Raw genomic sequence first — 13646 nt, 5'->3', positions numbered from 1 at the left:
ATGGCATGTCCCTGGCCCGCTCGTCGAGCACAGCCGAGGAAGCGGCGAGCGCCGCCAAATCCCCCAGGTCGTCCGGGCGATGGCGTCGGATGCCCGGGGTCCGCAGAGGGTGGCCGCCCCGGGCACAGCCGCGGTAGGCCTGGAGCAGTGGACCCCGGACCAGGACCGCCGCGCAGACGTTGCCGTGCGGTTGGAGGACGGCACTCGCCTCGCGCTGGAGGCGCAGCGGATGCTCATGACGGATGACTCGTGGCGCGCCAGACACGGTGACTATCGACGGCAGGGCATCGTCGATGTCTGGTTCTGGCGGCCCGGTGTGCCCTTCCCCCACGTCGTCCTGTCCGAGGGGCTGCCGGTGTGGTTCTACGTCCCGTCCAAGGGCACGGCGTGGACGGCCTTCGGCCGGGCGCACCAGAAGGTGCACCAGTGGTGGGAGGTGAAGGACCCGGCGGTGTTCGGTCTGCGCCATCCGCCGTGCGCGCTCGACGACCTGGAACGGCAGGCCGTACCGCTCGGCGAGCTGGACCTGGACCGGCATGGCGCCGTGCTGCCTCCGAGCCTGCAACACAAGCTGAGCGACTCCCAGCGGGAAGCCGGCGAGGAGGCAGCGGAGCGGCGGGAGAGCGCATCGCGGTGCGCCCGCCAGCTGCGCGAGGCACAGCAGCGACGCGAAGAGGCCGACCGGCATCCGAAGCCACTGCCGGCACCTCGACTGCCGCCGGGCGCCCTGCGCTGCACAGTCTGCAAGCGACCCTTGGCTCCAGAACTGGCGACGGCCGGACGCCATCTCCTGTGCTGACCAAGCCACTCCTCGCAGCCGACCGCCCTGCCCACATCCGACGAGGCGAGTACCGAACGTCAACGGGCTACGAGGTAGACGCTCCAGTCGGCGGTAGCGAAAGGCCGGTCCGCGCGGCCGCAGCCGAGGTAGAGCATCGGGCCGGGAGGACCGGGGACGCCATCGATGGGACTTCGCCCGACCTCGTTCAGGACCTGCTGCTCGGTATGGGACACCGAGGCGTACCAGACGACGCCAGGCATGAAGCAGACCCGAGAGACGAGTCAAAACGACACTTCTCTGCCGTTTCCGCTTTGCGTCAGCTCGACCACAAACGCGTCATGCTCAACGCAGCGTAACCAGCGCCAAACCACCACGGGAGCCAGCACCGCCTCCCCAAAAGAGGCGCAACTCTGCAATTCCGGCAGGGGCTTCCCACCCGCTTCCGGAGGGGTCGGAGGGGATCAGTTCGGGCCGAGTGGTGGTCGGACACACTCAGGTGGGGTTGATTGTGATGGCACGCCACATATACCGCTGACCTGCGGACTTCTACGTTGTGGCCACACCGACGTCCCCGCAGACACCCTGGAAGTGGTGCACATGGTCTCCCCCGCACCGGTTACGCCGGCCCCGTCAGGCATTCGGAGGATCGTCGCCGCCAGCCTCGTCGGGACCACCATCGAGTGGTACGACTTCTTCCTCTACGGCTCCGCGGCCGCCCTGGTGTTCAACACGCTGTTCTTCCCGTCGAGCGATCCGCTGGTCGGCACGATGCTCGCCTTCCTGACCTATGCGGTCGGCTTCGCCGCCCGGCCCCTGGGCGGGATCGTCTTCGGTCACTTCGGCGACCGGGTGGGCCGCAAGAAGCTGCTGGTGGTGAGCCTGCTGATGATGGGCGGGGCCACCTTCGCGATGGGTCTGCTGCCCACGCACGCCTCCATCGGGGCCGGCGCACCCGTTCTGCTCACGCTGCTCCGTCTGGTCCAGGGGTTCGCGCTGGGCGGGGAATGGGGCGGGGCCGTCCTGCTGGTCTCCGAGCACGGCGGGGAGCGGCACCGCGGATTCTGGGCCTCTTGGCCGCAAGCGGGCGCGCCCGGCGGAAACCTGCTCGCCACCGGTGTGCTGGCGCTCCTGGCGGCGGTCCAGTCCGAGGAGGCGTTCCTCGCCTGGGGCTGGCGGATCCCCTTCCTGCTCTCCGGCGTGCTCGTCGTGATCGGCCTGTGGATCCGCGTCTCCGTCTCGGAGTCCCCGGTCTTCCTGGAGGCCCGGCGCAAGGCGGAGGCGGCAGCCGCGGCCGGCGCCCGGGAGAGGCCCCCGGTCCTCCAGGTCCTGCGCACCGGCCGGCGCCAGGTGCTGACCGCGATCGGCACCCGGCTCGGCGAGAACGTCTCGTACTACGTCCTCACCGCCTTCCTGCTCGTCTACGTCACCGCCCACCTGGGGCTGCCGAAGAGCGACGCGCTGAACGCCGTACTGATCGGCTCGGCGGTCCACTTCGTCACCATCCCGCTGTGGGGCGCGCTCTCCGACCGGATCGGGCGCCGGCCGGTGACCCTGATCGGCGCGGTCGGGACGGCCGGCTGGGCCTTCGCCTTCTTCGCCCTGCTGGACACCAGGTCCTTCCCGGTCATCGCACTCGCCGTCACCGTCGGGCTGCTGCTGCACGGGGCGATGTACGGTCCGCAGGCCGCCTTCCTCTCGGAGATGTTCGACACCGAGGTCCGTTACTCCGGCGCCTCCCTGGGGTCCCAGCTCGCTTCCGTCATCGGCGGCGCGCTCGCGCCGGTCATCGCGGTCGAACTGCTCAAGGACTACGACTCGTCGGTGCCCGTCTCCGTCTACCTCTGCCTGACGGCGCTGGTCACCACCCTGACGGTGCTCGTGGCGAAGGAGACCCGGGGACGCGACCTGGCCGAGGCCGCGCAGGCCGCCGCGCTGCCGCGGCAGGGCAGCCGCGACCCGGTCGCGCCCGCCGGCTGACCGGGGCCGGCACCGCGCTGCCGGCCCCGTGCCCCACCCGCCACCACCGGCCGTGCAGCCACCGGAGGCCTCCCCGTATGCTCCGCTCCGTGACAGGCTCCGGCTCCGCCCACCACGAAGCCCGCACCGGTGTGCGGCAGTTGCTCGGCCTGCTGGCCGACGGCGCCCCCTCGGAGGAGTTCGGCCGCCCCACCGCCGAGGCCGTGGAGGCCGGGGCGGGCCCCGAGGAGCTCGCCGCACTGGCCGAGGCCACCGAGGTGGCCCTGCGGATCCGCCGCACGCTCGGCCAGCACCGCAGGCGCGAGGCCCAGCTCACCGCCCTCTTCGACACCGCGAGCGATCTGGCGGCCCTGCGCGATCTGGACGCCGTGCTGAGGGCCATCGTCCACCGGGCCAAGCTGCTGCTCGGGACGGACGTCACCTACCTGTCCCTCAACGACGAGGCCGCGGGCGACACGTACATGAGGGTCACCGACGGTTCGGTGGCCGCCGCCTTCCAGCGGGTCCGGCTCGGCATGGGCGAAGGGCTGGGCGGTCTCGTCGCCCAGACCGCCCGCCCGTACGCCACCGGGGACTACCGGGCCGACACCCGGTTCCGCCACACCGCCCCGATCGACGGCGCCGTCCTCGACGAGGGGCTCCGGGCCATCCTGGGCGTGCCGCTGCGCGTGGGCGCCCAGGTCATCGGGGTGCTCTATGCCGCCGACCGCTCCCCGCGCACCTTCACGCCGGACGAGGTCGCGCTCCTGTCCTCACTGGCCGACCACGCCGCCATCGCCATCGACGGCGCCCGGCTGCTGGAGGAGACCCGGGCCGCGCTCGTGGACCTCAACTCCGCCACCGGGACCATCCGCGCGCAGAGCGAGGCCCTGCGCCGTGCCGAACAGGCCCACGACCAGCTCACCGACCTGGTGTTGCGCGGCGGCGACGCCACCGGCGTGGCCGCGCAGATCGCCGCCGTCCTGGACGGCGGCGTCCTGATCCACGACGCGGAGGGCGCCGAGCTGGCCCGGACCGGGGCGGATCCGCTGCCTCCGCAGGCCCGGGCGGTGGCGGCCTCGCGAGCCGGCGGCCGGGCCGTCCCCGTGGACGGGACCTGGGTGTGCGCGGTCCTGGCCGGGCCCGAACTCCTCGGCAGCATCGCCCTGACGGGCCGGCCCGACCTGGGGGACGCCGACCGGCTGCTGTTCGAGCGGGCGAGCGTGGTGGCCGCCCTGCTCCTGCTGCTGCGCCGCTCGGTCGCCGAGACGGAGGACCGGCTCCGCGGGGAGCTGCTGGGCGATCTGCTGTCGGCCGCCGGGGACCCCGGCGGCCTCGCCGCCCGGGCCCGGCGGACGGGCGTCGACCTCGGGCTGCCGCAGTCGGTGTTCGTCGTCCACGCCGCGGCGGTGCCCCGGCACCGGCTGCTCACGGCGGCGGCCCGCGGCGCCCGCGCCCACGACGGCCTGGCCGGACTCCACCACGAACACGTCGTGCTCGTCCTCCCGGCCCGGGACCCGGGCCCCCTCGCCCAGGACCTCGCCGCGGAGCTGGGCCGGGCCGTCTGCGCCGAGGTGACCGTCGGCGCGGCCGGGCCCGCCGCCGGGCCGGGCGGCCTGCCGGCCGCGCACGCGGAGGCCCAGCGTGCGCTGTCCGCGCTGCGGGCGCTGGGCCGCACGGGCGGGGGCGGGGCCCTCACCGACCTCGGCTTCGTCGGGGTGCTCCTCGGCGACCAGGCCGATGTCGCCGGGTACGTGGCCCGGACGCTGGGCCCCGTACTGGACTACGACACGGCCCGCGGGACCGATCTGACCGCGACCCTGGAGGCGTACTTCGCGCAGGGCGCCAGCCTGACCAGGACCAGGGAGGTCCTGCACGTCCACGTGAACACCGTGGTCCAGCGCCTGGAACGGGTCGGGCGGCTGCTGGGCCGGGACTGGAACGCCCCGGAGCGGGGGCTCGAACTCCAGCTGGCCCTGCGGCTCCACCGCCTGGCCCCGGGCGGTCACGGCCCGGCATGAGCCTGGCCCCGCCCCGGGCGGGCCGTCCCGGACGGTCAGGACCGGCCGAGCAGCGTGCTCACCACCTCGTACAGGACGGCCGCCGGGTCGTCCACCACCTGCGTCCACCGCCAGGCGACGAAGCCGTCGGGGCGGACGAGCACCGCGCCCTCGGGGTGCGTGCCGTGCACCTCCGCCCAGTCGGCCCCGTTCTCGGGGATCAGGTCGGCGTCCGCGCCGATGCCGATCGCGTACGCGTCCAGGCGCATGCCCAGCTGCTCCGCGACCTCCTGCCCCGCCGCCCGCCAGGGGGTGCCCTCGGAGCTGAGCAGGACGAAGGAGCGCTCGTAGAGGTCGAGGGTGGACCTCCGTTCGCCGGCGCGGCCGATCCACATGTGCGGGGCCCGGGTTCCGGGGTCGCCGGTCAGCTGCATCCGCTCGGGCACGACCGGCTGGTCCGGGTCCGTGCCCACGACGGCGCCCTGGTTGTAGCGGTAGCCCATGGCCACGGTCAGGACGCCGCCCTGCCGTGCACCGGCGGAGCCGGGCGCGGGTGCGTAGCCCGGGTGGCTGTGTTCCGCCGAGCGGGCCGAGGCCCGTTCGCTCGTGGCCTGCGCCACCGGCTGCCGCTCGGCCTCGTACGTCTCGAGCAGGCTCGGACCGGCCCAGCCCTCCAGTACGGCCGCCAGCTTCCAGGCGAGGTTGTGCGCGTCCTGGATGCCGGTGTTCGAGCCGAAGGCCCCGGTGGGGGACATCTCGTGGGCGGAGTCGCCGGCAAGGAACACCCGGCCGGAGGCGTACTGGCGCGCAACCCGCTCCGCGGCGTGCCACGGCGCCTTGCCGGTGACGGTGACGTCCAGGTCGGGTGCGCCGACCGCGCGGCGGATGTGGTCGATGCAGCGCTCGTCGGTGAAGTCCTCGAGGGTCTCCCCGCGGTCGGGGTGCCAGGGCGCGTGGAACACCCACTGCTCGTGGTTGTCGACGGGCAGCAGGGCGCCGTCCGCGTCGGGGGTGGTCAGGTAGCAGACGATGAAGCGCCGGTCGCCGACGATGCGCGTGAGCCCGTGGGACCGGAAGGTGATGCTCACGTTGTGGAAGAGGTCGCCGGTGCCGCTCTGTCCGATGCGCAGTTGCTCACGGACGGGGCTGCGCGGCCCGTCCGCCGCGACGAGGTAGTCCGCCCGCACGGTGGCGTGTTCTCCGGTGTCGCGGTTCTTCACGATCGCCGTGACCCCGGTCTCGTCGGGGTCGAAGGAGAGGAGCTCGGTGGAGAACCGCAGGTCCGCTCCGAGGGAGGGGGTCACGGACATCAGGACCGGCTCGATGTCGTTCTGGCTGCACAGGCACCACGTCGAGGGGCTGAAGCGGGCGATCGCACCTCCGGGGTCGATCTCCTCGAACAGCCACTCCTGGTCGTCACCGGTGAGCGAGCCGCCCTGCAGGATGCCGTGGTTGTCCGACAGCACCGAGGCCGCCTCGCGGATCTGCGCCTCCACGCCGGCGACCCGGAACACCTCCATGGTCCGTACGTTGATTCCGCGTCCGCGGGGATGCATCGAGGTACCTGCGTGCTTCTCGACCAGCATGTGCCTGATGCCGAGGCGGCCCAGAAACAGGGAAGTGCACAGGCCCACCAGGGAGCCACCCACGATGAGGACCGGCACACGGTGGTCAACGTTTTCCGTCATGGGTCTTTCATGCCCTTATGTGGGGGGTTTCCCCCGCCCATTCACCCGCTTGGTTCTCCCCTCTCGCGCCCGCCGCAGGACCGGACCACGATCGGTCTCGGGTAGCGCCACCGTGACTCGGGGCCTGACCGACCGCATCCGCAGGCGGATCACCCACGCGGATTCCACCGACGACTGACGACGTGCCACGGGACGTGGCGGGCGCTCGGTCTCGAAGGAGTGAGAACGATGACAACTTTGTCGGAACGGATATCGCAGTCCGCCTTCGACGGCTCCAGGCTTCGGGTCGTGCTGCTGCTGGACCTGTACGACGGGGCCCAGAACCAGTTCCTGGAGGTGTACGAGAACCTGCGCGACCAGGTGTCGTCCGTCCCCGGGCACATCAGCGACGAGCTGTGCCAGTCGATCGAGAACCCCTCCCAATGGCTCATCACCAGCGAATGGGAGAGCGCACCGCCGTTCCTGGCCTGGCTGAACAGCGAGGAGCACGCCCGGTCGGTCCAGCCGCTGCACGGCTGCGTCCGGGACACCCGCTCACTGCGCTTCAGCGTCCTCCAGGAGAGCGGCAAGGCGGCTGCCGACGTCCCGGTGCCCGTCAAGGGCCGCCTGCAGGCCGCTCCCCGGCGCGGGGACGGGGTGGTGCGCCACGCCCTCACGTTCACCGTCAAGCCGGGCAGCGAGTCCGTCGTCGCGAAGCTGCTGGCCGGGTACGACTCCCCGCAGGCCCGCGTCGACGAGAGCACCCGGCTGCGCCGTACCTCGCTGTTCATGCACGGCAACCGCGTCGTACGGGCGATCGAGGTGGAGGGCGACCTCCTCGCGGCGCTGCGGCACGTGGCCCGCCAGCCCGAGGTCCGGGCTCTCGAGGATGCCCTCAACCCGTACCTGGAGCAGTCCCGGGACCTCGACGACCCCGCGGCCGCGCGGGTGTTCTTCACCCGCGCGGCCCTCCCCGCCGTGCACCACATCGCGACGGGCGGGTACGAGTCCGGGGCCGTCGGGCGCCACGCGCTGTTCTACCCCGCCAAGGCCGGGTGCGGCATGGCCCTCGCCCGGCTGCTGGCGCGCCAGGACGAGGCGGCCGTCGACGACCTGACGAGCCCCGTGGAGAGCAGCACCGTCTTCCAGCGCGACGACGTCGTGGTACGCCTCCTCGACGTGCGCGGCCCGCTCGACGCCCGGCCCGCCCTGGCGCTCGGCATCGAGGGCGACCGCAAGGCGGCCGTCCTCGCCAGGCTGCTCGACGACGGCGACGGCTTCGGGACCACGGGCACCCAGGAGGGTCTCCTCGCCACCGACCGGGGCGTCGCGCGCTTCCTCGAACGGGCCACCATGCGCCGGATCACCGACCGGACCACAGCGGCGGTCTGACCCGCCCGCTCCACCTCAGGCAAGGAGAACCCCGTCATGACCGTTCAACTGACCGTCGAAGAGCTGGCCGCCCTGATGAAGAAGGGCGCCGGCATCACCGTGGACCCCGTCGACATGGCGAGCCGTCCCGACGCGGCCTTCGAGGAGTGGGGCCTCGACTCGCTGGGGCTGCTCGGCATCGTCGGTGAGCTGGAGAACCGGCACGGCCGGCCGCTGCCGGCCGACGCGGACCGCTGCAAGACGCCGCGGGAGTTCCTCAGCCTCGTCAACGGCAGCCTGATGACGGACGCCTGACGCGCCCCGGCACCCCGAGACCGGCGCGGGGCCGGACTCGGAGTGCGGTGGCCGTCAGGGCCGCAGTCACCCGGGCACGCTGCATTCGAACGCGTGCAGGTACGCGTTCACGGGGCGGATCTCCCCGATCACCAGCCCGGCGTCCGTCAGCCGGGTGACGAGGCTCTCCCTGGAGTGCTTCGCACCGCCGACGTTGAGCAGCAGCATCAGGTCCATGGCCGTGGTGAACCTCATCGACGGGGTGTCGTCGACGAGGTTCTCGATGACGACGACCCTGGCCCCCGGGCGGGCTGCCCCGACGACGTTGCGCAGGGTCCGGCGGGTGCTGTCGTCGTCCCACTCCAGGATGTTCTTGATGATGTAGAGGTCGGCCTGGACCGGGATGGTCTCGCGGCAGTCGCCGGGGACGATGGCGGCCCGCCCGGCGAGGGCGCCGCCCTCCCGTAGCCGGGCGTCGGCCTTGGCCGCCACCCCGGGGAGGTCGAGCAGGGTGCCGCGTACCGTCGGGTGCTTCTCCAGCAGGCTCGCCAGGACGTGCCCCTGGCCGCCTCCGATGTCGGCCACCGAGGACACCCCGGTCAGGTCGAGGAGGGCGGCGACGTCGAGGGCGGACTGCATGCTGGAGGTGGTCATGGCCCGGTTGAACACGTGGGCCGATTCGTGCGCGTCCTGGTGGAGGTAGTCGAAGAACCCCTTCCCGAAGACGCCCTCGAACACGTTCCCGCCGGAGCGGACCGCTTCGTCGAGCAGCGGCCAGGCCTGCCAGGTCCAGGGCTCCGTGCACCACAGCGAGATGTACCGGAGGCTGTTCGGGTCGTCCTCGCGCAGCAGGCGCGACATCTCCGTGTGGACGAACTTCCCGTCCGGGGTCTCGGCGAAGACCCCGTAGCAGGACAGGGCGCGGAGCAGCCGGTGCAACGGCTGCGGTTCGGCGTTCAGCACGGTCGCGAGTTCGGCCGCGGTGGCGGGCGATTCGCCCAGGGCGTCGGCGACGCCGAGGCGGGCCGCCGCTCGGACGGCCGCGGCGCAGGCGGCCCCGAAGACGAGCTCCCTCAGCCGCATGCCCGGCGGCGGGGCGGCAGCGGCGGAAGGGGCGGGGGGCGCAGCCGGGGCGGGGGTGGGGCTCACGGTGGTCATTCGGCCTCGTCTCTCCTGATCACGGGGAACACCGGTCAGCACATCCCTGCGGGCTGGGAGGTCTCGCACCTGTTGCCGAGGAACTGGTTGCCCGTGCCGGTGCCCTGGTTGGCCAGGTCCGCCGGTTTGTTGCCCCGGACCACGTTGTCCCTGATCACGTTGTCGGTGTTCTGGGCTCCGACGAAGCTCTTGAAGAGCAGGATTCCGCCGGAGATCGGGGCGGCGCCGACGTTGTCGCGGATGGAGTTCGACCGGATGGTCGTCTCCTCCGCTCCGGTGAGGACGATGCCCGCTCCCTGGATGTCGGGAAGGCGGCTGTTGCCCTTGCAGAACTTGTTGTTCGCGTGGATCCGGTTGCCCCGGATGGTCATGTCTCCGGCGCCCGGCTCACCCTCGTCCCCGACGACGAAGACGCCGCCGCAGTTGCCGGTGAGGGTGTTGTCGTTGATCGTCAGGTTCCTGACCCGCCGGGCCGTCACACCGATGCGGTTCCCCGTCAGCGTGTTGCGGCGGACCACGGCGCCGAGGGTGTCGATGGCGCCACCCTCCCGCTCGACGGTGTTGGCGATGAAGATGCCGGACTCCGCGTTGTCCCGGGCGACGTTCTTGCGGAACACCCCCCGGGTGGAGCGTTCCTGCGCGATGCCCCAGGTGCCGTTCTTCTCCGAGATCACGCGCTCGACGGTCAGCCGGTCGGTGTAGGAGGCCCACAGACCGTTGCGCTTGAAGCCGGAGAGGGTCAGCGACCTGATGGTCACCCGGTCGGTGGTCTGCTCCGCGGTGCCCATGACGCAGATTCCGGTGTCGGCCTGCGAGCAGGCGGTGGCGGCACGTGCGGGCAGCGGCGCGGGGGCGGCCGGCGGCATGATCACCGTCTGCCTTCCCCAGCCGCGCAGGGTCAGCCCTTTCGTGATCAGCACGTTCTCGCGGTAGGTGCCGGGCATCACGGTGATGACGTCTCCCGGCTTTGCGGCGTCCACCGCTTCCTGGATCGATTCACCCGCGTGCACCATGTGTCTGGCCGCCGCCGCGCTGGCGGTCGCGGTCGGCGCGGTCGCGCCGATTCCCGTGGCCATGACGACGGAGATGCAGGCGAGGTACTTCAGCTGTCGGTTCGTCACATTCCGAAGCTATGGGCGACTACCCCCTCTCGCCACCTTGGGTAAGCAGATGGATACATATGGCGCGCAAACGGCCTCTTTTTCATACCGGAAGTGCCACGGGCGGCGCAGGCCGCGCACTCCCCCGCCGCGGTTACTCGCGAGGAAACACACCCTTTGGCTATGGTGACGCCCTCGATCGACCATCCCTTCGGATCCCATGCACCAACACGGCTCCGCCATGTCGATCGAAGGACGTCCTGCGAATCCAGGACGCAATCGCAGTGCAGAGCGACGTGCTGTCGGCAACACCGCCCGACGTCGGCTCCGTACGAGCCGGCTCCCGCCACCCGGGACCGGAGGGCGGCGGTCCTCTCTCATTCACCTACCTCGCGAAGGCAAGGCAGAGATGGCACGACGCCTCCCCCGACACTCCTCCCCGCACGCTCCGCACCAGCAGGCGCACCCCGTCGACGAGTTGCTCCCGCTCCCCCGCCTCACCCTCTACGGGTTCCAGCACGTCCTCGCGTTCTACGCGGCGGCGGTCATCGTCCCCGTCCTGCTCGGGAACGCCCTGGGCCTCTCCCGCCAGGAACTCGTCCACCTCATCAACGCGGACCTGCTGACCTGCGGCATCGCCTCGATCATCCAGGCGCTCGGCGTCTGGAAGGCCGGCGCCCGGCTGCCCCTGGTCCAGGGCGTCACCTTCACCGCGGTCTCCCCCATGATCGCCATCGGCACGGGCGCCGGCGGCGGTACCGCCGGCCTGCTCGTCGTCTACGGTGCGGTGATCACGGCCGGAATAGCCACGTTCCTGTTCGCGCCGGTCTTCAGCCGACTGGCGAAGTACTTCCCCCCGGTCGTGATCGGCACGATCCTCACGATCATCGGCATCACGCTGATCCCAGTGGCCCTGCAGGACGCGGCCGGCGGCGCGCAGCTGATCGGCACCCCCGCGTACGGATCCCCGGAGAACCTCGCGTATGCGCTGGGCACCCTGGTCTTCGTCCTGGCGGTGGTCCGCGCCGGCAAGCCGTTCCTCAGCAGCCTCGCCGTGCTGCTGGGACCGGTGGCCGGGACGGCCGTGGCCTGGTTCCTCGGCGACACCGACTTCTCCGCGGTGCGGGACAGCGCCTGGTTCGGCGTCACCACCCCGTTCCACTACGGCATGCCGCGGTTCGAGCTGCTGCCGGTGGCCGCGATGCTCGTGGTCATGCTCATCACCATGGTGGAGACCACCGGGGACGTCTACGCCATCGGTGAGATCACCGGCAAGCGGGTGGACACCGACACCGTCGCGCGGGCCCTGCGCGCCGACGGTGCGGCCACGGTCCTCGGCGGCATCCTCAACTCCTTTCTGTACGTGGCCTTCGCCGAGAACATCGGGCTCGTCCGCATGTCCAGGGTGATGAGCCGGTACGTGGTCGTCGCGGCCGGCCTGTTCATGATCGTCCTGGGGCTGTTGCCGAAGGCGGGCGGCCTGGTAGCGGCGATCCCCCACCCGGTGCTCGGCGGCGCGGCGCTCTCGATGTTCGGCATGGTGGCCGCGGTCGGCGTGCAGATCCTGGCCAAGGCCGATCTGCGCGAGGAACGCAACGCCCTGATCCTGGGGGTCAGTCTCGGTGCCGCGCTGCTGCCGACCACCGTCGGCCCCTTCTTCGACCGGATGCCCGACGGCGTCCGGGCGGTGCTCGACAGCGGGATCACCCTCGGCGCCCTCACGGCCATCGCGCTGAACCTGCTGTTCAACGTCTTCACCAGCCGCACCGCGATGGAGATCGACTGGGCCCGGATCGCGGACGGGGGTCCGGCGGATCCCCTGCCCGGCGCACCGGCCCGCTGACGGCCCGGCGTGCCAGGAGCCGGCGCCCTGACGTACCGGCACGCTCCCCCCGCCTCCCGCGGGTTCCGGTCCCGCCGGAAGCCGCGGGCACGCCGTGGCGCCCGGCGGCCCGTCAACAGGCACCCGGCGGGAAGGGGGACGCGTCCCCCGCCTCGCCGACCAGTTCCCAGAAGTGGTCCACGAGCCGGTTCAGGTATGCGGCGCGCTCGGCCGCCGTCTCCTTGAGCCGGGAGTCGTCGTTGAGGGCGACCAGGTGCCCCATGTACCGCTGCGCGAACTGCCCGAACTCCCCGTGCATCGTGCGCAGCGCGTCGCCCACGCTGGTCGCGTCGACCACCGCGATCTCCGCCACCGGCTCCACGTGCGCCTTCCACCGCCCGCCCACGGCCGACCGCAGGTGGCCGGCCAGCTCCTCGCCGCGGCCCATGATCCCGATGAGCTTGCGCAAGGACAGTCCCAGCGCCTCGACCAGGGCCCGGGTCTGCCAGGTGTCGCCGTGCCACCGGCGCTCGGCCTCCGCCGCGCGGTACTCGGCCGGGTCCATGCCGATGCGGTACGACAGCCGTTCCACGGTGAGCTGACGGGCCAGCCGGTGCTCCGCCAGGGTCCGCGGTTCCACGCCCATCAGGGCCGTCGCCCCGCACCACAGGACATCCGCGAGGGCGAAGAGCTGCCGGTCGGACGGCACGTGGGAGCCCTGCTCCCAGGCCACCACCAGCTGGGGGTGGACGGGTGCGCCGCAGGCCGCCATCGAGTGGGCCACCTGTGCCGGGGTCAGGCCCATGCGGTCGCGCGCGGACCGGGCCTGCGCGGGGGAGAACGGAGTGCTGTACACGTACAAGACACCTCGCAGCACCCTCGGACGGCGGCGCCCGAGGGGAGACGGATCGGTGGATGAACATCCAGGACGGCGATTCTCGTGTCGTCCTGCCTCCGCGGAGCGGATCCTCCTTCCGGGCTGTTGCCTCCACGAGCGCGTCCGGGCAGGTCACGCGCGGTTTCCCGGCCGGCCCGCCGACGGGCAACAGGAAACACGTCGACCCCCGGGCGGCCCCGGGACAGGCTGAAGGTGTCAGCACGAGGCAAGACCCACGAGGGGAAATCATGCGCAAGATGTTCCGCGGCGCCGCCGCGCTCGCGACCGCCGCCGTCGCCGTGATCGCGCTCAACGGTACGGCCGGGGCAGCTCCGGCTTCGCCCTGGGCCGGATGCCCGGACGGAGCCGTCTGCATCTACCCGCAGAACCAGAACCCGGCCGTCAAGCCGACCCACATCTTCTACGCCTACGGGGCCCACAACCTGAGCAACCAGTTCGGGAACCACTGGGTCCTCAACAACCAGACCGGCGGCGCGAGCGCGAACCTGTGCAGCGGGTACAACGGCGCGGGCTGCGGCTACCTCATCGAGGCAGGCAAGGGCGTGTACGCCGACCTCGGGCCGATCAACTCGATCCGCCTCAACCGGCCGTGACCGCCG

General features: G+C 72.0%; 11 protein-coding genes. 7 read left to right on the top strand and 4 right to left on the bottom strand.

The features are described 5' to 3' along the window. The first annotated feature begins 229 nt into the window (after positions 1 to 229). The 3 genes from ACFWUZ_RS04020 to ACFWUZ_RS04010 all read left to right on the top strand — a co-directional run bounded on the left by ACFWUZ_RS04020 (position 230) and on the right by ACFWUZ_RS04010 (position 4758). Positions 230 to 799 carry a hypothetical protein gene (locus ACFWUZ_RS04020; RefSeq protein WP_384366631.1) on the top strand — a complete coding sequence of 190 codons (570 nt, stop codon included), beginning with the start codon at positions 230 to 232 and terminating at the stop codon, positions 797 to 799. 579 nt (positions 800 to 1378) lie between these two features. After that, the gene (locus ACFWUZ_RS04015) at positions 1379 to 2758 is read left to right on the top strand and encodes an MFS transporter (RefSeq protein WP_384367258.1); all 1380 of its coding nucleotides are present in this window, start codon (positions 1379 to 1381) and stop codon (positions 2756 to 2758) included. 77 nt (positions 2759 to 2835) lie between these two features. Continuing rightward, complete coding sequence (locus ACFWUZ_RS04010; protein ID WP_384366628.1) at positions 2836 to 4758, top strand: helix-turn-helix domain-containing protein; 1923 nt, start codon at positions 2836 to 2838, stop codon at positions 4756 to 4758. A gap of 35 nt (positions 4759 to 4793) precedes the next feature. Here ACFWUZ_RS04010 and ACFWUZ_RS04005 read toward each other — a convergent pair whose 3' ends face one another. After that, complete coding sequence (locus ACFWUZ_RS04005) at positions 4794 to 6425, bottom strand: FAD-dependent oxidoreductase (RefSeq protein WP_384366625.1); 1632 nt, start codon at positions 6423 to 6425, stop codon at positions 4794 to 4796. A gap of 228 nt (positions 6426 to 6653) precedes the next feature. Here ACFWUZ_RS04005 and ACFWUZ_RS04000 point away from each other — a divergent pair, with 228 nt between their 5' ends. Together ACFWUZ_RS04000 and ACFWUZ_RS03995 are read left to right on the top strand one after the other, a co-directional pair. Then, positions 6654 to 7796 carry a SchA/CurD-like domain-containing protein gene (locus tag ACFWUZ_RS04000; RefSeq protein WP_384366622.1) on the top strand — a complete coding sequence of 381 codons (1143 nt, stop codon included), beginning with the start codon at positions 6654 to 6656 and terminating at the stop codon, positions 7794 to 7796. 36 nt (positions 7797 to 7832) lie between these two features. Then, a complete protein-coding gene (locus ACFWUZ_RS03995; RefSeq protein ID WP_384366619.1) occupies positions 7833 to 8090 on the top strand; it encodes an acyl carrier protein in 258 nt (85 codons plus the stop codon). Positions 8091 to 8156: 66 nt separating this feature from the next. Here the strand turns inward: ACFWUZ_RS03995 and ACFWUZ_RS03990 are convergent, their stop codons facing one another. Both ACFWUZ_RS03990 and ACFWUZ_RS03985 read right to left on the bottom strand, forming a co-directional pair. Then, entirely contained in the window at positions 8157 to 9227 is a 1071-nt protein-coding gene (locus tag ACFWUZ_RS03990) for a methyltransferase (protein ID WP_384366616.1), read from the bottom strand. 35 nt (positions 9228 to 9262) lie between these two features. Continuing rightward, on the bottom strand, positions 9263 to 10348 hold the full coding sequence (locus ACFWUZ_RS03985) for a nitrous oxide reductase family maturation protein NosD (RefSeq protein WP_384366613.1): 1086 nt from the start codon (positions 10346 to 10348) through the stop codon (positions 9263 to 9265). 388 nt (positions 10349 to 10736) lie between these two features. Between ACFWUZ_RS03985 and ACFWUZ_RS03980 the strand changes: the two genes are divergently transcribed. Beyond that, complete coding sequence (locus ACFWUZ_RS03980) at positions 10737 to 12170, top strand: nucleobase:cation symporter-2 family protein (RefSeq protein WP_384366610.1); 1434 nt, start codon at positions 10737 to 10739, stop codon at positions 12168 to 12170. Positions 12171 to 12282: 112 nt separating this feature from the next. On the opposite strand, the gene ACFWUZ_RS03975 is transcribed toward ACFWUZ_RS03980, so the two are convergent. Further along, on the bottom strand, positions 12283 to 13005 hold the full coding sequence (locus ACFWUZ_RS03975; RefSeq protein ID WP_384366607.1) for a helix-turn-helix domain-containing protein: 723 nt from the start codon (positions 13003 to 13005) through the stop codon (positions 12283 to 12285). Between the two features lie 269 nt (positions 13006 to 13274). Between ACFWUZ_RS03975 and ACFWUZ_RS03970 the strand changes: the two genes are divergently transcribed. After that, on the top strand, positions 13275 to 13640 hold the full coding sequence (locus ACFWUZ_RS03970; protein ID WP_384366604.1) for a hypothetical protein: 366 nt from the start codon (positions 13275 to 13277) through the stop codon (positions 13638 to 13640). Positions 13641 to 13646 lie beyond the last annotated feature (6 nt).

It is taken from the genome of Streptomyces sp. NPDC058646, from assembly GCF_042716875.1.
Classification (GTDB): domain Bacteria; phylum Actinomycetota; class Actinomycetes; order Streptomycetales; family Streptomycetaceae; genus Streptomyces.
This window is presented reverse-complemented; position numbering and strand designations above follow the sequence as displayed.

Coding starts and splice junctions, on each gene's coding strand:
- ACFWUZ_RS04020 (WP_384366631.1), top strand. CDS start 230: ATGCTCATGACGGATGACTCGTGGCGCGCCAGACACGGTGACTATCGA.
- ACFWUZ_RS04015 (WP_384367258.1), top strand. CDS start 1,379: ATGGTCTCCCCCGCACCGGTTACGCCGGCCCCGTCAGGCATTCGGAGG.
- ACFWUZ_RS04010 (WP_384366628.1), top strand. CDS start 2,836: ATGCTCCGCTCCGTGACAGGCTCCGGCTCCGCCCACCACGAAGCCCGC.
- ACFWUZ_RS04005 (WP_384366625.1), bottom strand. CDS start 6,425: ATGACGGAAAACGTTGACCACCGTGTGCCGGTCCTCATCGTGGGTGGC.
- ACFWUZ_RS04000 (WP_384366622.1), top strand. CDS start 6,654: ATGACAACTTTGTCGGAACGGATATCGCAGTCCGCCTTCGACGGCTCC.
- ACFWUZ_RS03995 (WP_384366619.1), top strand. CDS start 7,833: ATGACCGTTCAACTGACCGTCGAAGAGCTGGCCGCCCTGATGAAGAAG.
- ACFWUZ_RS03990 (WP_384366616.1), bottom strand. CDS start 9,227: ATGACCACCGTGAGCCCCACCCCCGCCCCGGCTGCGCCCCCCGCCCCT.
- ACFWUZ_RS03980 (WP_384366610.1), top strand. CDS start 10,737: ATGGCACGACGCCTCCCCCGACACTCCTCCCCGCACGCTCCGCACCAG.
- ACFWUZ_RS03970 (WP_384366604.1), top strand. CDS start 13,275: ATGCGCAAGATGTTCCGCGGCGCCGCCGCGCTCGCGACCGCCGCCGTC.